Here is an 18,327-nt window from a genome sequence, read left to right as displayed (position 1 = left end):
TTTAGGGTCGCGAAGTATAGGTGATGATTATAAATTGTGCAAGCGTTGATTTGGCTGAAATGGGTATTTTTTCGCCTTTATGTTACCTTTGTCTTAGCGCATGGGTTCATTGTAGTCGTCTTGTACATTATCCGGCTCTTGGATGGCGCCATCTTCCATCAGTTGCTCTTGTACCATAGCCTCTTCAACTCGAGGGTCAAAACTCGCGGCTAACGGAGAAGACGTGATGTCGGAAACCGCCACTACGTAGTCGTTTGATGATAGTTTCTCGACCTTCTGACGTGAATTAATAAACGTTAACATAGCAAACATTATGATGGTTAAACCGGCAATAGCGCCATAAAGCGCCTGAAAACCAAATAGGGTCATAACTTTTGCCATCATAAATGAGCCAACACTGGCACCCGCACCAAAAGATATCAGCAGCGCGGCCGAAAGCCCTACCCTTTGGTCGTCGTCAATACGTGAATTGGCCATCGCTGACGCCAGTGGATACAACGTAAATGCAAATAAGCCAAAGATGAATGTCAGTACAAAACTCACCTGCACATTAACGGGTAATAGGAACAAAATAAGGCTAGCAATACCAATAAACACTGCATTCATACGCATCAACACACTGCGTGCAACACGATCAGATAGCATCCCCATCGGCCACTGCGCCAACAAACCTGCCAAAATAGTTAACGTCATAAACATTGCAATTTGGTCTGACGCAAAACCCGCTTCTCGGCCGAAAGTAGGCCCAAGACCGTAAAAACTACCGCTGATAATGCCCGCGAACAAAACGCCAGTTAATGACTGAGGAACCCGTTTAACATAATTAATAAAGCTAAACTTTACCGGCTTTAACGGTTGCGGGTGAATACGCCGTGTAATGGAGATAGGCACAATACCAATCGACACAGCGAAACAAATTAGGAACAACGGCGCGTAACCTAACTCAGGAAACTTAGCCAGTGCGTATTGCCCGGCAATCATGCCGATATACGACGTGATCATATAAAAAGAGAATACTCTTCCACGTTGATCCGGGCTGGATTGTTCATTCAGCCAACTCTCAAGCACCATGTAGTTAGACATCATCGACATCCCTACAATCACACGCAACGCTAGCCACACATAGAGGTTGTCGCTCAACCCATGAACCGCAACACAGGCTAGAACGATTGCAGTACTCGCGGCAAAAGTACGGATGTGGCCGACTGACTTGATCAGGTAGTACCCAATTTTTGACCCCGCTAACAGGCCAACATAGTAAAATGATGACAACAAACCTATCCATGTAGTCGCTACACCTTTCCCTCCCATGTAAAGCGCAACATAGGTAGTTAGTAAACCTGTACCTGCAACGAGGAATAGGTTTGTGATGTAAAGCGATAGGAAAGCGTTCATGCGCGTAGTGTAGCGTGGGATAAGCAAAGAACAATACTAATGTTTACGCTCTGTTATTTCGATTTGATGTAAGTCATAACCCATGAGGTATACATTATATCGAAGTGGGCAAATTCATCCTCCTCCTTCCCTATCAATTGTCCTCAGGACTGACTTACTCAAGCGTTCGATTTGCCGAGGTATTAAGTGAGATTCCTAAGTATTCATGATTATTATTTGCACAATTCGTAAATTCCTATACATTCATTTATGAACACCTATATTAATCAAACGCTGAAATGAGAGGCTAAGCAATGAATAAGAAAATGGATATTTTTGCCCGTACCAGGGATGTGAGTTTTTTAAGTGTGCTTTTTTTAACTGGCTGTCTAGACAATGGGCCAACACCTACAACAAGCACACCACCTCCCCCACCACCGCCTCCAACAGCGTCCGAATTATTGCAAGATGCTATTCACGCAGTGTCTGACGGGCAGGGGCTAGATGCATTTATATTGCCAGAAAGTTCGGATTTAGCTTCTATTCCCCAAGACCCAAACAACCCGTTAACGGAAGAAAAAGTCCTACTTGGGCAAATGTTATTTCATGAAACGGCGATCGCAACTAAGGGCGTGCACGGCGATATGACGGGTACGTGGTCATGCGCCAGTTGCCATCATGCTGATGCAGGTTTTAAATCCGGTGTCGCGCAGGGTATTGGCGAAGGTGGCAGTGGTTTTGGTCAAGCCGGTGAAGGCCGGGTTCTTGCTGATGGATTTGATAAAGATTCTATGGATCCTGCATTTGTACCCGACGTTCAGCCTCTAGCGTCTCCGAGTATATTAAATACCGCCTTTCAAGAGGTCATGCTCTGGAACGGGCAATTCGGCAACATGCAAGGGGGCCTTGTTAACGCCGGCCTTGAAGAGAATGTACTAGCACCGGCCAATACGCCTAAAGCGGAAAATACCCGCATGCTGGCTGGACTAGAAACGCAGGCTATTGCAGGTACAGCAGTTCACCGTTTGAATACTTCTGAAGATTCGGTACTGCAAACCAACATGGAATATCAACTGCTTTTCGAGGCAGCCTACCCAGATGGCAGTGCTGATGTACTAGAGGATGCGAGTAAAGCCATCGCAGCCTATGAACGCACAGTATTGGCAAATCAAGCGCCCTTCCAGCAATGGTTACGTGGCGATGATTCTGCTATGACGGCTGATGAAATAGCGGGCGCCAACTTATTCTTTGGTAAAGCACAATGTGTTAGTTGCCATAACGGCGCGGCACTGAGTTCAAAAGTGGGCGCGAGCGAAGCGGAAGTTTTTATGGCCATAGGGTTTGCTGATTTTGATACTAATAATCCAGCGATTACCGGCGGTGTCGCTGTAGCTGATTCGAAAGGTCGCGGTGGGTTTACGGGAGAAGCAGAAGACGATTATAAATTTAAAGTCCCACAACTGTACAACTTAGCTGATACTGCGGTTTTCGGACATGGCGCGAGTTTCACCAGCATTCGTGATGTCGTAGCCTATAAGAACGCTGGCGTTCCGCAAAAAGTCATCCCAAGCGAGCAGCTTGATAGCCGCTTTACACCACTCGGCTTAACTGAGGAAGAAATCGATCAATTAGTAGAGTTTCTAGAGAATGCTCTATATGACTCTAATCTGGACAGATATAAGCCTGATGCATTGCCTACTGGTGCTTGCTTCCCGGTTGCTGATGACGCAGCCAAAATGGACTTGAACTGTTAGATTGAAAGTATTGCGCAAAACGACAAAGACTCTGAGCAGTTGAATTTATCATTCATTGCTCAGAGTTTTTTCTTATACATACTGCACACTGAGGTGTTAACCATCCCCCTCAGGCCAAGAGATGACAAAACGAGCACCGCCCAATTTGGGATCTTCACTGATTTCTAATTCACCACCATGACGTCTCGCGATCTGGTGTGTAATGTAAAGTCCAAGCCCGAACCCCAAATCATTAGGATCATAGGTATCTCGCTTAAAGGCTTGTTTTAAACCACTCTGCTTGCCACTCAATCCTTTTCCATCATCGCTAACCACTAAACAGTTTCTTCCTGCTCGCGTGTACCACTGTACGTCAATACGTTGGTGTGCATAGCGCAAAGCATTACTCAGCAAGTTCTGTACTGCGATCTCCATTAAACGCTGATCGTAATGACAGGGTTTTTCGTCTGCATCCATATCGATACTTACAGTACTTACGAACACTTTAAATTTCGCGTCTATTCGTTGTAGCAATACACGCTTATCTAAGCGCGCAATATGCAATACAGGTTGCTGATGTTGGCTGCGCGCAAACTCAAGATAATCGCTGACCAGAAGATCTATTTCTTCAATGTCTTTTTGCAAACGTTGAAAATGGCTTTCCTCAATACCCTCTTTGATTTGCTGCAATACAAATTCCATGCGCGATAATGGTGTGCGAACCTCATGAGCAACAGTATTCGATAAATCGCGCTGCAGCTCGATGAGCTCGACGATACGCGAAGACATATCTTCTAAAGTATGAGCCAACGGGTAAATGCTCGAACCTCGCCTCACTTCAACATCTAGCTTTTGAGGCTTTGTGGCAAACCGAATAGCAGCTTTTTGTACACGCAAGATGTCTCGCCCAATAGGATAAAGCAGGATCAAAAAAACGAAGGCTAAAATTGCATAAAACCCCCATGCGAACCATTGATTGGTGGACTGCCAAGAACGGTTATCATCGACCACTGGGCCCAATGCAATCAGCTTGTTGTCACGCAGTTGATAGAACATTACATGTTCTTCATCTAGCGCAACCGGTACAACCTCTCCTTGTTGTAAACGCTGACGTAAGGGTAACGGGAAATCAATGAGTGATGGTTCTATCTCGCGCACTAACGCTGACTCCATGTTGCTAAGACGTTGATCAATAACGCGCTCAACACTGAGTTGATATCCATTGTCATCTTGGGTCAACGCTTCAAACAACGCGTTCGCACCAATCAATAGGCCAACAGCGGTCAAAATAATCAATGCGTAAATGCGGAGAAATTGCTTATGCATTATTTTCTAGCACCAGAATGTAACCACGACCCCGAATTGTGCGAATATTCAGATCCCCGCAGCCTAACTGCTGTAATTTTTTGCGCACACGACTTATTTTCAGGTCTGCTGCTCTGTCACTGCCATCGTATGGGCGACCGACAACTTGCTTGAACATAAACTCTCTACTCAGTGGGTCATCTGGGTGAGAAGCGAACAGCCACAGAATATCGAACTCCTGATTCGTTAGCGGAATAATTTCATCTCGTTTAAATAGCGTTTTTGCACGTTGTTGCAGGCGATATTCGCCAAACGAAAGTTCGTCTACCTCTTCCACTAAGGCCTGCTTTCGCAACTGCGTTTTTATCCGCGCCAATAACACCTGGGGCTTCACTGGTTTAGCGATAAAATCAGACGCTCCCAATTCCAGACCTTGAATATGTGTTTCGTCATCGCCTAACGCCGTTAAAAAGATCAGCGGACAAGTTTGTGCTATGCGCAGCTTTTGCGCTAAGCGAAAGCCGTGAATATCAGGCAACATGAGATCGCAAACAATCACATCAAATGTGCAATCTTCACTGAAGTGAATCGCCTGTGTTCCGTTTAATGCTAATGTTACTCTGAAACCTTGCGAGGATAGGAAGTCTGAAATTAATTCCGCTAATGGTGCATCATCTTCAATCAACAAGATCCTTTCTTTGTACTGCATTACTCGAAGCTCCACGAAAAACGACGGCGTTTTCGGGTCGCTTCAGGTTTAAACACGGCAACATTCATTTTTGCCTGTCGCAATAATACTGAAGTGTTGGCGTCTAACACCTCTACATTGACGCTATCACGCGTTTCAACTGACACTTGCACCTCATGAATGTTCTGCTCAGCTCTGCAATCTTCAAATTGTAGTTGCGGGATCCTAAAACAAATAGCGACATTGCTGTCATCCGTATAAACCGCTTCAAGAGTTGTTTTACAATAACTGTCTTCACCGCGGATGCAGGTTTGAGGTTTTATGTGAAGCTCAGGCTCAGCGCAATAGACATCTGTTGCAACACACAACAGCAGCATAAAACTGGCAACGTGTAGAGACCTAAAAATGAACATTGATACCAACAAACCCACTGAGATATTTATCTTTCAATAGCAAAGGGCTAATCAGTAATTCATCATCAATCCATGTATGATGTAAGGACACCACCGCCGACGTGCTCTCGCTAAGGCGGTAGGTTGTGGCAATTTTCACGAAGTAGTTATTCAGACTTTCGGCAGCAACTAAGGCATCTCTGCGTAATCCGCTCTCTTCAGCTCGCACGCCATAGTAATAGTTATTGATATTGGCGCTTTTGCGGATCCCACCCAGCTCCCAAAAGAGTTTGAAATCTTGCCATTGGTAACTCTTTTGTACGGACAACTGACTCTCAAAGCCCTCGTGCCCTATGCTGATATCTTTTGCCCGAACGAACTTCACTTCAAGATAATCATTCAACCAAAACACTTGAATGCCAGCCATATAAGTAAAATCGCGCTCAATATCTGTTAATTCTATGGGCCTGCCAAATATGGGCATACCGATATTGGGCACAAACTTACTGACGTCTAAAAAAGACACGGCTTTTTTGTCACTGTTGAACAACACACCATCATCATTCAAGTAAGACACCGCATCGACTAGCAGGTAATCGTTTTCGTACAGGCTATAGCCCAATTCGAGATTTTCCACATAGAAACGCTCTCCATAATAGTACCATTGAGGCAGCACATATGATTCTAGAGAGCCTCGCTTATTCAGAGGGTTTTCTATCCCCGCATAACCCAAACCGATGTCAATGCCCCAGTCACTTACAGGCACGTGGTCATGCTTTTGGTTCGGGCTCGCAAAGGCGCCCGATGACAATGTGAATATGCAAAAAAATAAAGCGGTGCTGATACACCAAGACCTGTTCATGACACTAACCAATAAATGTGAAAAAAGTGTAAATATGCAGCCTAACAGTCACGCTAGGTTAAAGGCCATATTTTGCCCTCAATCCCTACAAAACGCTACATTAGGCTACAAAACGCTACATTAAAACTCGTGATTTTCCGTCCGCTTATGTGCTTATTTTGTAGTCACCCTGAGCAGGTCATCGCCTGACTACAGGCAGCATAAAAATAAAATAATCAACAAGTCATAAGAGGAAAGGTGGATGGGTAAACAACGCTTATTCAAAACGCTTCCAGCTGTGGCTGCATTAGCAACCAGTCTTGTGCTGGCGCCTGCAGCGATCGCACAAAAGCATATAAAACAGAACCTTAGCCAAATGGTTGCAACATCAGCCAGCATTGTATCCGGTAAAGTTACTTCGGTTACAGATGGGTTTGACGATCGTAATCGTCCGTACACAGAAATCACTATCCACGTCGGCCAAGATGCCAAAGGTAAACACAGTGCCGGCAGCGAATTTACATTCCGTCAGTTTGGTCTGCTAAAACCTCGCTCAATGGGAAATGGAAAAGTTTACCTAGGCGTATCCCCGGAAGGGTTCGCGAATTGGGTTGAAGGTGAACAAGTGATCGCCTTTATGAATCCAGACTTTGGCGGCGGTCTTCGCTCAACAGTCGGTCTAGAGCAAGGAAAATTCAGTGTCAGCAATGACCAAGTGATGAATGAAGTCGGTAACTTGGGTCTTTTCGATGGTATGGATACATCAACATTATCAGACGAAGAACGTAATGTGATGACCACTCCAGGGCCAGTAGACTTGGGCACCTTTATGGGCCTAGTGGGTAAATTAGCGGAGGTTAAATAATGAAACATTCAAGAATAGCAGCTGCGCTGTTAGCAACCATTTCCGCAAGCGCATTGGCCGGCGGCCCTCTATATATTCACGAACAAACCATGCAACCGTACAAATGGGATACTTCAAAAGGCGCGATTCCCGTTTACACCGATGGCGGCCGACTGATTGAAGATAAAGACGGCAACATGGTGCAAACCTATAGTGTGCTAGAAGCCGGTAGCAGATTTAATCACGACATTACATTGCCTGATGGCACATTGATCCCCGCGTATACGACTGTTGAGCGAGACATGACGTTCGTAACCGTGGAGACAGCGAACGAAGCAACTATCCGTGCCATTGCAGAGTGGTCGAATGTGGAAACATCGACATTTGAAATGACCGTGCAGGGTACTATCGAAGAGAAAACCGGTATTTCTGATATCAATGGTACGAACTACCAGTCTATTTATGATCAAGAGAATGATTACGGCTTTTGGGTCACATATGATACCGATGGCGAAATTTTGCAGAATTACTTTGGTGTTTCAAGAGAGCAAGTACTCGGTATCGCGTTTCCTGAATGGGCAGATGAAGAAACCGGCGAAATAGTCGAAGCCACTGCGTTGATGAATGGTTATTTTGTTGACAGTAAAGATCCACAATTAGCAAACCAAGCTGGGGTATTTACTCACGAGTTTGGTCACGCTATCAACATGTCACACTCACAAGCCAATGGTCACTTAGTCTATATGTCTAAACCTTGGACACCACAGTATGACGGCGTACCAGGTTGTGGCACCACGACAACCTATACAAGTGCATCGCTAGCGATGGCTAAAAATGTTGAAACCATGTTCCCGTTCATCGACGTAAGAAGTGTCGTGGGTTATGAGCAGTCCACAGTGAATATCAAAGATGACATTGTGAATATTTCGGACCTATACCCAACCGAAGCCTACAAAACTCAATTTGGCTCAATTTCGGGGACATTGCGCACGAAAGAAGGGGTTCAATATTCAGGTATCAACATTGTTGCACGTAATATGGACAATCCTCATGAAGACGTGATCACCCAGCAATCAGGAAATCTAACGCAAGGCCGCATTGGTCCCGATGGAAGCTTTACCATCAATGGCCTAACCCCTGGTGCGCGTTATGCGTTGTATTTAGAAACGATTAAAGCGGGCGGCTACCCCACTACGCCAACAGCCTTAGTCTCTGGTTCGGAATACTGGAACACAGAAGAGAGCGCCAGCCCATCGGAAGATGACGCTTGTGCTATCACGCCTATCGTCGCGCAGGCGGGTGAAACCAAGCAAGCCGATATTTACTTCAATGGTTATACCGACGGAATCCAGTATACGCCTCTCGTTGAAGCGTTTGTGATGGACCATTCTAAGAATGGTAAGCGCGCTTTAGGTACTACTTCCGGCGGTATGATATTCCTCTACGACAGCACAGACAAAGACATGTTCAAGGTTCCCGTAGACGTGAATGGTGTACCTATGTTGAATGCTGCTGGTGTGGCAATGAATAAAACCGCGACTAAAGCGGCAGGTGTTACCGATTTCAATGGTGACGGTGTGCAAACGCCTGCCATATGGGATATTCGTTCTAACAAGATCACAGCGCTAGAAGATCCAAGTAATGGTACATGTACCATTAGCAGCACGGGTGGCGTCTCATCAGCGTCTATTTGGGATATATCTGATGACGGTCATGTGGTTACAGGAACGGTACGCAAACCTAAAAATAGTGATGACGCAGAATGTGCAGAAGGTGAAGGCGCTGACAGCGTTGCGTTACCAGCCATCTGGACAAAAGGAAAAATTGAGATCCTTGGTCCTGACTTAGAACGCTATGCCGCTTGGATCCGTGCAGACCGTATTTCGGGCAATGGTGAGACGGTAACCGGTATGACTAACGGCAATGGTCAAGTTGCATGGGTAAACGGTGAGTTGCGTGATATCTACAGTGAATTTGGTGCAACCGACAACTCGGTACTATCAAATGACGGCCGATATGTCGCGTTCAACGCGCTGGATATGAATGCTAGATTCAAGCCTGCGAAGGGAGTTGAAATTTGGGATACACACACTGACGAACTGGAAAATATAGGTAGCCTTCGTTGGTGTGAAGATATCGACTACATTTCACGTTGGACTAACTTCTGTGATTTTGGCTATGACCATGAATCATTGGTTGCCGCCGGTGCAGGTGAACCTCGTGTGACGGTACTCGATGCAAATGATGACCTCAGTATTATCACAGTACGTGCCGGTAACTTATTGTCAGGCGGATTTAAAGGTGCCATTTTTATTCGTGGCATGGGTTGGATGACCATGGGTGAATTCTTTGGCAAACAAGGTGTTGTTGAAGCATCACAATTCGTTATGGATAACCCGTTCGGCGTCAGTGCCAATGGTTCAGAGTTATTCGGTGGCTTAGCCGGTGCTCAAATTACGTTTGACGTTAATATGAACAAAGCCTTTGTTTGTGAAAACGGTGTTGATAAGGAGCTGGGCTTCCCTAAGCAAGTAGTTAGCGCAGTAGAAAAAGGCGCCGAGTTTGGACGTTGTGCACATCTAGATGACACATACTAAATCTAGTTTTTAGTAATAAAAATGGCCCGTTCGGGCCATTTTTTTATCTCTTCGGAACACTTGGTTTATCGAGTACCGAATATCTTGTCACCTGCATCACCAAGACCGGGTAGAATGTACCCATGCTCATTCAAACGTTCGTCTATTGCGGCAGTATAAATATCCACATCCGGATGCGCCGACGTTACCGCTTCAATTCCTTCAGGGGCCGCCACCAAAAATAATCCCATAATATGCTTACAGCCTTTACTTTTGAGCAAATCAATCGTGGCATTTAACGTACCGCCCGTGGCAAGCATCGGATCGATAATAAGTGCAGTGCGCTGCTCTACATCTTTCACAACCTTGTCAAAATAAGCCACCGGCTCGAGCGTTTCCTCATTTCGATATAAGCCAACCACACTGATTTTGGCATTGGGGATGAGGTTCATCACGCCGTCTAACATGCCAAGTCCGGCACGTAAAATAGGCACGACCGTCATTTTTTTTCCTTTGATCCGCTTTACTTCAATGGGGTCGCCAGCCCACCCTTGAATACTAACCGGCTCGGTTACTAAGTCTCGAGTGGCTTCGTACGTTAACAGGGTTCCGAGTTCGTTCGTTAACTCTCTGAATTGCTTGCTGCTAATACCGGCTTTACGCATTAAGCCTAGTTTATGTTGAATAAGTGGGTGATTGATTTGCTGCACTGACACGGCTTTTCTCCGTCGCACTGCGCAATTTTTAAGGCCTCTAAAAGAGAAAATGCGCAGGGTAAATGAATATCCTGCGCATAATCGTAGTTGCTAATGACGGCTTGGGCAACTACAAAGCTTATTGAATTCGCTCAGATTTTTGCAATTCTGCAATTTCAGAATCCAATTGATAGCGCTTATCGGTCACAATCGCTTCCAACACCTCTAAACGCTTCTTGATACTGGTCAATTCGTTTTCGTAATTGGCTTTTTCCGATGTCGACAACTGACCGTTCAACTTAAGCATGTCTTTTTTATGTGAAGTCCAAATACCAACAAACACGATCGGCAAAACAAACAAAAACAGTATGGTGAGTACAAAAATCATTCCTTCATCCATCACTATTCTCCTTTAAAACTGTTGATGATTGCACTCTACAGATGTTTAAAAAACATGCAATCAAACAGATGTAACAATTGATGTAATCGACATTGCATCAAACGCCCTTTGCGCTTTAGCATTTTTAATGCTTAAAAGCCTCCAAGCATTCATTGAAAGGATTCCTGAACACTTGGAACACAGTAGGAACCAGCTTTATATAAATGTATAGTAGGAGTGATATAAATATAATAATTTCAGTCATTTAAACCATATGGAGAACATGTGAAAGCGAGAATTGCTATCCTAATCTTGAGCTTAATATTACCCATTACCGCTCAAGCCAACGAAAAAAGAGATTTGATAGATCACTTACTTGAACTAACAAATGCTAGAGAAAACCATGAATTAATGATTGATTCCTACATCGCCCAGTTTAAAAACAACCCAACAACAGCTGGAGAGGAGTTTGAGGCATATTTTAGAGACGCCATGTCTTGGGAATCCTCGTATCTACCAACATTAGCCATGTATGAGGAGCTTTTTACAACACGTGAGCTAGAAGCCATTGTTGATTTTTAATCAACTCAAGAAGGCATTTCAGTTATAAAGAAGTTGCCCATATTACAAGAGAAGTCGAGTGAAATTGTGATAGAGAATATCAACCGTGCAATGCATCATTTCACTTCAGAAAAAGACTAGTTAATTTATTGGCTTAGTCGACATTTCCGTTGGTGGCGTCTTAAACAGATAGGTTTCGTGGGGAGAAAAGTTCTGAGACTCTTTAAACTGTTAATCGTTTTAAGCTTAAGCGCTGCTTTGTTGGGCTGTTCGTCAATTGTGTCGGAATACTTACAGTCGGCAGAAAGCTTTGATTTTGGCAATATTGCATCGGAACAGCAAATAGCGGCACAAGGCTTTCAAAAGCGAGAGTTTTGTTCTTCAAATGCGCAGGATTGCATTAGCTATTATGTGGGGCGTCCCTTAGCGAGTAAAAAGCTAAAATATCAAACTGAGCTCGACTCTGGCTCAACAACGACTGAAGTGACGTTAGATATATCCAGAGAAGACGTTATTGAAGTGACTCCCGCTACCATTGTATTGGTGCATGGATTCCGCGCCTCCAAAGAATTCATGCTTAACACCGCACTGTATTTTCGTTTTTTGGGTTATAACGTGATAGTACCTGACTTACTAGGCCATGGAGAATCTAGCGGCGCTAAAGCCTTTGGTGTAGGTGATAGCCACATCATCAATGAACTAATCAACAAAGAACACATTTCCGAACAGCCCCTATATTTGTTAGGGAACTCAATGGGGGCTGTCGCTGCTACCCATATAGCTAAAATGCGCAATGACGTTGCAGGCATTATTTTACAAGCGCCCATGATCGATTTTGATCAAGCGGTGCTGCGGTACGCTAATGCCAATCATCCATATCTACACAGGATCATGGGTGATACTTCGATTTTAGAAGGAGCATTATCAGCGTTGACTGACGCTAACCTAACGGTTGCCGACACGAATATATTGCCTATCCTTTCTACGTTATCCATACCAACCTTAATCTTAGCTTCATCACAAGATCCGGTGGCTCCTTTTGCAAGTTTTGCTGATTTACAAAGCAACACCATCACCGTTGAAGATTTACCGAATAGAAATCATCCCAGCATGGCCATCGTTGGGGATGATAGCAGTGAGATCATTTTGAAATGGCTAAAGCACTAAAATTCCGATAACGGCGAGTCATTTTTGCAGCTGGCCATACACTTGGATTTCTTGCAGGCTCAACTGGCTAGCGGCGGAAGTTTGACCTACAGTTAGCTGCATATGGGAAGATAGGAGCACAACATGAGTAGTTCTTTAGTCGGCGCTGTAGTCGTTGTTATTATTGTCGTTATCATTGCGATTGCCGCTACAAAAGGTAGGAAATAAGCATTCGCTTTGCACAGCATAAAACGCCTAGATTCTGCAAATATGAAAACGTTATTGTATTTGGCCGGCCTACTCATCTTCGGCTTCTACACCGACCTATCGTCAACCGACTATTTTTATGGCGCGGTTTGTCCAGCGTTAACCGGCCTATTTGCAATCATTCTTATGGTTAAAGTTGCTTTGCTGATTGGCAAATCCGCGAGTGGTAGAAGCGGCGGGGATGGCGATGGTAGCGGCTTTTTTGATGGCTCAGGGGGTGGTGACTGTGGTGGAGATGGCGGTGGTTGCTAACGCTTTCCAATAACGCATCCCAAGATGAAAATCGACGACAGCTAGTTGAAATTTTGATGACGCAATGCCGTTGCTGTTTGCGGTGTGAAAGACAATCGTAAGACGCGCCTTGGTAAACCCTTCAATCTGCGCCTATAGTTGTTCTAACTTATACCTGCACACTACAGGCGCGATACTCATGATGGCATCGGCAACTCAACAGCTTCGTAAACTCGGTTACCTTTTAATCTCATTGCTTGCCCCCTTAGCAATACATTCAACAGCAATAGCGGCTAACAGTACAGATGGTGTGACCGTCATAAAAGCAACGCGTATGCTTGATGTACGCTCGGGCAAGTTCGTATCACCCGTGGCGGTAGTTGTAGAGAACGGGGTCATCGCAGAGATCAATCCAACAAAACTACCGACTTCGGCAACCATCATTGATCTGGGCGAGCAAACGTTGCTACCGGGGCTTATCGATACGCATACTCACATAACAGCTGATTACTTTACCGGTAATTTATGGACTACAGCGGCAGTGCGTCAAACTGCCCCTGATTTTGCTTTGCAAGGGGTACGCTTTGCTGGGGAGGTACTGAATGCTGGGTTTACCACAGTACGTGATTTGGGGGCATTCCCCGGCTTTCCAGACGTTGCACTCATGAAAGCAATAACGGCGGGTTACATAGAAGGCCCCGACATTTGGCCCGCAGGACACGCGATATCCATCACTGGTGGTCACTGTGACTGGACAGGCTACGCACCCGGAGTCATGGAGCTTGGCCCTGAACAAGGTATTGCTGATGGTGTGGACGAAGTTATGAAAGCCGTTCGTTATCAAGCCAAACATGGAGTACGGGTGATAAAAGTGTGTGCCACGGGTGGGGTTTTCTCCTTCTCACAAAACGCAGAGGTTGGCGCTCAGCAATATTCAATAGAAGAGCTGGAAACTATCGTGCGTGAAGCGCACAAGTTGGGCCTCAAAGTGGCGGCTCATGCACATGGCACAAAAGGTATTAATGCTGCAGTGAAGGCCGGTATCGACTCTATTGAGCATGGCTCCATTTTAACTAAAGAGTCAGTAGCACTGATGAAAGAACATGGCACATTTCTGGTGCCCCAAGCCTATTTGAATGAATTCGAACTTGCCCCTGACACCCCGCCAGAGACAGTGGCTAAAAGTAAGTACCTTGAACCATTAGTCGTCAACAGCTTCAAACTTGCCTACGAGGGCGGTGTCAAAATGGCGTTTGGGTCGGATAATGGCGTATTTCCTCATAAGGACACCGCACTTGAATTTCCCGCACTGGTCAGAATGGGTATTTCAGAATTAGATGCTATCCGCATGGCCACCATCAATGCCGCTGAATTAATGGGCACCTCTGATCGCGGCGAAATCGCAGAAGGTATGCGAGCCGATATTATTGCTGTATCCGGTGATCCACTGAACGATATCAACGCCATGAAGGCAGTTAGTTTCGTCATGAAACAAGGTCATGTGTATAAACAATAAATGGGACCGACAAAAAAAGCCCATCATATGATGGGCTTTTTCTAATGCTTTAGGCTTAGCCTTTTTCGACTTGGCTAAATTCCAAATCAACCGGCGTTGAACGACCAAAGATAAGAACCGACACTTTAACGCGGCTCTTCTCGTAATCCACTTCTTCAACAACACCATTGAAGTCGGCAAATGGACCATCGGTAACGCGAACCACTTCGCCTGGCTCGAACAATGTTTTTGGTTTTGGCTTATCCACCGACTCTTCAAGACGGTTAAGGATATTGTCAGCCTCGCGTTGCGTGATTGGCATAGGACGGTCTGAAGTACCACCGATAAAGCCAAGAACACGCGGAACACTTTTCACTAAGTGCCACGATTTTTCGTTCATTTCCATTTCGACCAAAACGTAGCCTGGATAGAACTTACGCTCTGACTTACGTTTCTGACCTGCACGCATTTCAACAACTTCTTCAGTCGGAACAAGGATCTGACCAAAGTAGTCTTCCATCCCGTGCATCTTAATATATTCTTCAAGTGTCTTCTTAACACGGCCTTCGTATTGTGAGTAAGCCTGTACTACATACCATTTCTTATCTGACATGCTTATGCTCCTATACCCGTGATCCAACCAACAACTCGTACGATAATACCGTCAAGGCCCCACAATAAAAGACCCACAATAACGGTAGCGGCTAAAACGATTAGCGTCGTTTGTGTTGCTTCTTGACGCGAAGGCCACACAACCTTGCGCACTTCAGTACGCGACTCTTTGGCATAAGTAAGGAATGCACTACCTTTTACCGTAGTTGCGGCGATAAAGCCGGCAATAACTACCGCAGCAACTGCTGCTAGTGCACGGTAAAGTACCGAAACATCGCCGTATACACTGTTACCAGCAATAACAGCTGCTAATAATGCAAATACGACTAGCCATTTGATCAGGTCTAACGCACCACCTGATGTATTTTCTACTTTCTCACTCATTACCCGTATGTCCTAAACGTTTGCGGAACATCCGCTTGTCGAATCTATTCGACGACTTAATTTGGCAGGGGTGGAGGGACTCGAACCCCCAACCATCGGTTTTGGAGACCGCTGTTCTACCAATTCGAACTACACCCCTAATTTGGTGCTCGTCTAAACGCTCACCGTTTAATAGTTACACTTACCTTGTGAAGTCTCTAAATCAAGGGAATCGAGGGCATCGCAAGGAAGGGTCTCGCATTATACTTATTCCCACTTTGGATACAAGCGAGAAATGCACGTATCTTACTCCAAACCGATAAAACCACCGGTCTGATGCGCCCACAATTTTGCATATATACCATTCAATGCCAATAACTCTGCATGTGTACCTGACTCGACTATCTTGCCTTTGTCTAACACCAACAAACGGTCCATTTGCGCGATAGTCGATAATCGATGCGCAATTGCTAATACCGTTTTACCTTCCATCATCTGATTCAGACACCCCTGAATTGCCACTTCAACCTCTGAGTCTAAGGCTGATGTTGCTTCATCCAAGATCAAAATAGGTGCATCTTTCAGCATCACGCGCGCAATGGCGATGCGTTGACGTTGACCGCCAGAAAGTTTTACTCCGCGTTCGCCCACATGAGCATCATAACCGCGACGATTATGCGCATCTGACAACTGCTGGATAAACTCATGGGCTTCCGCTTTTTTCGCCGCTTCAATCATTGCTTCTTCGCCCGCATCACTGCGGCCATAGACTATATTTTCACGCACAGAACGGTGTAATAGCGATGTATCTTGAGTCACCATACTGATTTGAGCGCGTAAACTTTCTTGGTCGATAGCACGAATATCTTGGCCATCAATATAAATTTTGCCGCCTTGAATGTCATAAAAACGCAGTAACAAATTCACTAGCGTTGATTTACCCGCACCAGAACGGCCTACCAAGCCAACTTTCTCGCCAGGTTTAATCGTAAGATTCAAGCGCTCAAATACCGGGATTGCAATAGCATCTTTGGCGTGCTCTGGTACATAGGCAAATTCAACATCATCAAACCGCAATTCACCGCCTTTAACTTCAAGCGCTTTGGCGTCTTTTGCATCTTCAACGGCCACTGGGCGTGACAATGTATTGATGCCGTCTTGCACGGTACCAATGTTTTCAAACAGGCTAGACACTTCCCACATGATCCAATGTGATATGCCATTGAGGCGCAAACACAAGGCTATCGCAATTGCGATATCACCAGGACTGGCGATTTGCTCAAGCCATAAATAAACGGACAATGCGCCCATTACGAAGATGAGCGTGCCATTGAGAAATTCAATGGCTCCTTCTAATACGGTCACCAAACGCATTTGTGGATACACGGTATGCAAGAATCCACTCATTGCTTCTTTGGCGTAGTTAGACTCGCGCTGGCTATGCGAGAAAAGCTTAACCGTCATCATATTGGTATAACTGTCGACAATACGGCCAGTCATCATTGAGCGTGCATCTGCTTGTTTCTCTGATATCCGTTTCAAGCGCGGTACCAGAACGCGTAAAATAGTAATGTAGAGCACCAGCCATACCAATAGCGGTATACTCAAGCGCCAATCAGTGGTGAATACTAGAGTCACCACACTGAAAAAGTACACCCCCACATAGACCATAAGATCCAGTAGTTTTAAAACCGTTTCACGCACAGCCAGAGCGGTTTGCATGACTTTAGTCGCCACTCGTCCAGCAAATTCATTTTGGAAGAAACTTAAACTTTGACCAATCAAATAGCGGTGCGCCATCCAGCGAATGCGCATCGGATAATTGCCCATTAACGACTGATGTTTAAGCATTGAATGCAAGAAAATTAGACCAGGGATCAACAGCAACACGACAACCCCATATAACATGAGCGTATCGCCTTCTTCCTGCATGAAGGTTTTTGGATCCCGTTCTGAAAACCAATCAACTAGCTGCCCCATAAAACCAAATAATGTCACTTCTAGTGCCGCTATACAGGCACTCAAAAACGACACAAACAGAATGATAGGCCACATGCCTTGCGTGTAATAACGGCAAAAAGCCCAAATCGATTTGGGCGGCTGTGTAGGCGGATCAGATGGGAATGCTTGTGTTAAGCGTTCAAAAAATGAAAACATGAATATCCTGAAACGAAATAGGCCTGACTGACCTACTCCTCAGTCTCAAAGCCCAATGCTTGTAATGCTTTATCAACCGTTGCTTTATGCTGTTCACGCCATTGAGGCAACGGAGTACTGGCATCTTTATGCGCCCTTGCCTCTGCTTTTTCAAGTGCTGCGAGTATGTCTGCCTGCGGAATGACGGCAATACCCTCTTCATCGGCAATTATATAGTCGCCATCTTCAACGGTCACGCCACCACATGTGACGGGCGTATTTAATGTCCCTATCTGCTTTTTTGCACCCGGCTTTGGGATAACGCCTTTGGCAAATACTGGAAACTGCATGTCGCGAATTTCAGCTAAGTCTCGCACGCGCCCATCAATCACGCATCCAGCAATACCATTTTGTTGTGCAATAGCGCATACGTTACCACCCGCAAGCGCATAGGTAGGATCGCCCACAGCAACAATAACATCTACAGGCTTTGCCCGATAAATTGCAGTGTGAAACATAAGGTGGTCACCATCAGGGCAGCTCACAGTATAAGCGCGCCCTACCAGTTTAGGAACGGGTTGCCATAACGATGATATGGCGGGATCTATAAACTGCGAAACCGGTAATGCATCAGCGAAATCACAAGGTGATAAAGCGCTGATGCGTTGAATGATGGCGTCCATGAATAA

At 45.3% G+C, this 18,327-nt stretch carries 18 protein-coding genes and 1 tRNA gene; 7 read left to right on the top strand and 12 right to left on the bottom strand.

The window, feature by feature from the left end:
- Window positions 1–93 precede the first annotated feature (93 nt).
- On the bottom strand, window positions 94–1,395 hold the full coding sequence (locus CSH93_RS12950) for an MFS transporter (protein WP_100643682.1): 1,302 nt from the start codon (window positions 1,393–1,395) through the stop codon (window positions 94–96).
- Between the two features lie 293 nt (window positions 1,396–1,688).
- Between CSH93_RS12950 and CSH93_RS12945 the strand changes: the two genes are divergently transcribed.
- Window positions 1,689–3,128 carry a cytochrome-c peroxidase gene (locus tag CSH93_RS12945; protein ID WP_205663332.1) on the top strand — a complete coding sequence of 480 codons (1,440 nt, stop codon included), beginning with the start codon at window positions 1,689–1,691 and terminating at the stop codon, window positions 3,126–3,128.
- A 96-nt stretch (window positions 3,129–3,224) separates the two neighbouring features.
- Here the strand turns inward: CSH93_RS12945 and CSH93_RS12940 are convergent, their stop codons facing one another.
- Genes CSH93_RS12940 through CSH93_RS12925 form a run of 4 tightly spaced genes read right to left on the bottom strand, consistent with a single transcriptional unit; the run spans window position 3,225 to window position 6,258 of the window.
- Window positions 3,225–4,433 carry an ATP-binding protein gene (locus CSH93_RS12940; RefSeq protein ID WP_100643681.1) on the bottom strand — a complete coding sequence of 403 codons (1,209 nt, stop codon included), beginning with the start codon at window positions 4,431–4,433 and terminating at the stop codon, window positions 3,225–3,227.
- Window positions 4,426–5,121: a response regulator transcription factor gene (locus tag CSH93_RS12935; protein ID WP_100643680.1), complete on the bottom strand. Its 696-nt coding sequence runs from the start codon at window positions 5,119–5,121 to the stop codon at window positions 4,426–4,428. The genes CSH93_RS12940 and CSH93_RS12935 overlap by 8 nt, the downstream gene beginning before the upstream one ends.
- On the bottom strand, window positions 5,121–5,513 hold the full coding sequence (locus CSH93_RS12930) for a DUF3019 domain-containing protein (protein ID WP_100643679.1): 393 nt from the start codon (window positions 5,511–5,513) through the stop codon (window positions 5,121–5,123). The genes CSH93_RS12935 and CSH93_RS12930 overlap by 1 nt, the downstream gene beginning before the upstream one ends.
- Window positions 5,500–6,258, bottom strand: a complete 759-nt coding sequence (locus CSH93_RS12925; protein WP_164078367.1) for a MipA/OmpV family protein — start codon at window positions 6,256–6,258, stop codon at window positions 5,500–5,502. The genes CSH93_RS12930 and CSH93_RS12925 overlap by 14 nt, the downstream gene beginning before the upstream one ends.
- Before the next feature lie 337 nt (window positions 6,259–6,595).
- Here CSH93_RS12925 and CSH93_RS12920 point away from each other — a divergent pair, with 337 nt between their 5' ends.
- Window positions 6,596–7,198, top strand: a complete 603-nt coding sequence (locus CSH93_RS12920; RefSeq protein ID WP_100643677.1) for a hypothetical protein — start codon at window positions 6,596–6,598, stop codon at window positions 7,196–7,198.
- Window positions 7,198–9,774 (top strand): hypothetical protein, encoded by a 2,577-nt coding sequence (locus tag CSH93_RS12915; protein ID WP_100643676.1) that lies wholly within the window; start codon window positions 7,198–7,200, stop codon window positions 9,772–9,774. Before CSH93_RS12920 ends, CSH93_RS12915 begins: the two co-directional genes overlap by 1 nt.
- A 65-nt stretch (window positions 9,775–9,839) precedes the next feature.
- Here CSH93_RS12915 and upp read toward each other — a convergent pair whose 3' ends face one another.
- Window positions 9,840–10,469 carry a uracil phosphoribosyltransferase gene (upp, locus tag CSH93_RS12910; RefSeq protein WP_100643675.1) on the bottom strand — a complete coding sequence of 210 codons (630 nt, stop codon included), beginning with the start codon at window positions 10,467–10,469 and terminating at the stop codon, window positions 9,840–9,842.
- A 118-nt stretch (window positions 10,470–10,587) separates the two neighbouring features.
- Window positions 10,588–10,848: a DUF2746 domain-containing protein gene (locus CSH93_RS12905; RefSeq protein ID WP_100643674.1), complete on the bottom strand. Its 261-nt coding sequence runs from the start codon at window positions 10,846–10,848 to the stop codon at window positions 10,588–10,590.
- Between the two features lie 264 nt (window positions 10,849–11,112).
- On the opposite strand from CSH93_RS12905, the gene CSH93_RS12900 reads away from it, so the two are divergent.
- From CSH93_RS12900 to CSH93_RS12885, 4 genes are all read left to right on the top strand, one after another.
- The gene (locus CSH93_RS12900) at window positions 11,113–11,409 is read left to right on the top strand and encodes a DUF2059 domain-containing protein (RefSeq protein ID WP_100643673.1); all 297 of its coding nucleotides are present in this window, start codon (window positions 11,113–11,115) and stop codon (window positions 11,407–11,409) included.
- A 258-nt stretch (window positions 11,410–11,667) separates the two neighbouring features.
- Window positions 11,668–12,555, top strand: a complete 888-nt coding sequence (locus CSH93_RS12895) for an alpha/beta hydrolase (protein WP_124748976.1) — start codon at window positions 11,668–11,670, stop codon at window positions 12,553–12,555.
- Between the two features lie 249 nt (window positions 12,556–12,804).
- Window positions 12,805–13,053 carry a hypothetical protein gene (locus tag CSH93_RS18015; RefSeq protein WP_205663330.1) on the top strand — a complete coding sequence of 83 codons (249 nt, stop codon included), beginning with the start codon at window positions 12,805–12,807 and terminating at the stop codon, window positions 13,051–13,053.
- A gap of 178 nt (window positions 13,054–13,231) precedes the next feature.
- Entirely contained in the window at window positions 13,232–14,548 is a 1,317-nt protein-coding gene (locus CSH93_RS12885) for a metal-dependent hydrolase family protein (protein ID WP_100643670.1), read from the top strand.
- 55 nt (window positions 14,549–14,603) lie between these two features.
- Here the strand turns inward: CSH93_RS12885 and nusG are convergent, their stop codons facing one another.
- The 5 genes from nusG to CSH93_RS12860 form a co-directional block, all read right to left on the bottom strand.
- Window positions 14,604–15,140, bottom strand: coding sequence for a transcription termination/antitermination protein NusG (gene nusG, locus CSH93_RS12880; RefSeq protein ID WP_100643669.1), 537 nt, complete (start codon window positions 15,138–15,140; stop codon window positions 14,604–14,606).
- A gap of 2 nt (window positions 15,141–15,142) precedes the next feature.
- The gene (gene secE / locus CSH93_RS12875; RefSeq protein ID WP_100643668.1) at window positions 15,143–15,523 is read right to left on the bottom strand and encodes a preprotein translocase subunit SecE; all 381 of its coding nucleotides are present in this window, start codon (window positions 15,521–15,523) and stop codon (window positions 15,143–15,145) included.
- 62 nt (window positions 15,524–15,585) lie between these two features.
- Window positions 15,586–15,662 (bottom strand) — tRNA-Trp (locus CSH93_RS12870).
- Between the two features lie 146 nt (window positions 15,663–15,808).
- Window positions 15,809–17,659: an ABC transporter ATP-binding protein gene (locus CSH93_RS12865; protein ID WP_100643667.1), complete on the bottom strand. Its 1,851-nt coding sequence runs from the start codon at window positions 17,657–17,659 to the stop codon at window positions 15,809–15,811.
- A 32-nt stretch (window positions 17,660–17,691) separates the two neighbouring features.
- Window positions 17,692–18,321: an RraA family protein gene (locus CSH93_RS12860; RefSeq protein WP_100643666.1), complete on the bottom strand. Its 630-nt coding sequence runs from the start codon at window positions 18,319–18,321 to the stop codon at window positions 17,692–17,694.
- Window positions 18,322–18,327 lie beyond the last annotated feature (6 nt).

This window comes from Neoalteromonas facilis, from assembly GCF_002807665.1.
Taxonomy (GTDB): Bacteria; Pseudomonadota; Gammaproteobacteria; order Enterobacterales; family Alteromonadaceae; genus Alteromonas_E; species Alteromonas_E facilis.
This window is presented reverse-complemented; position numbering and strand designations above follow the sequence as displayed.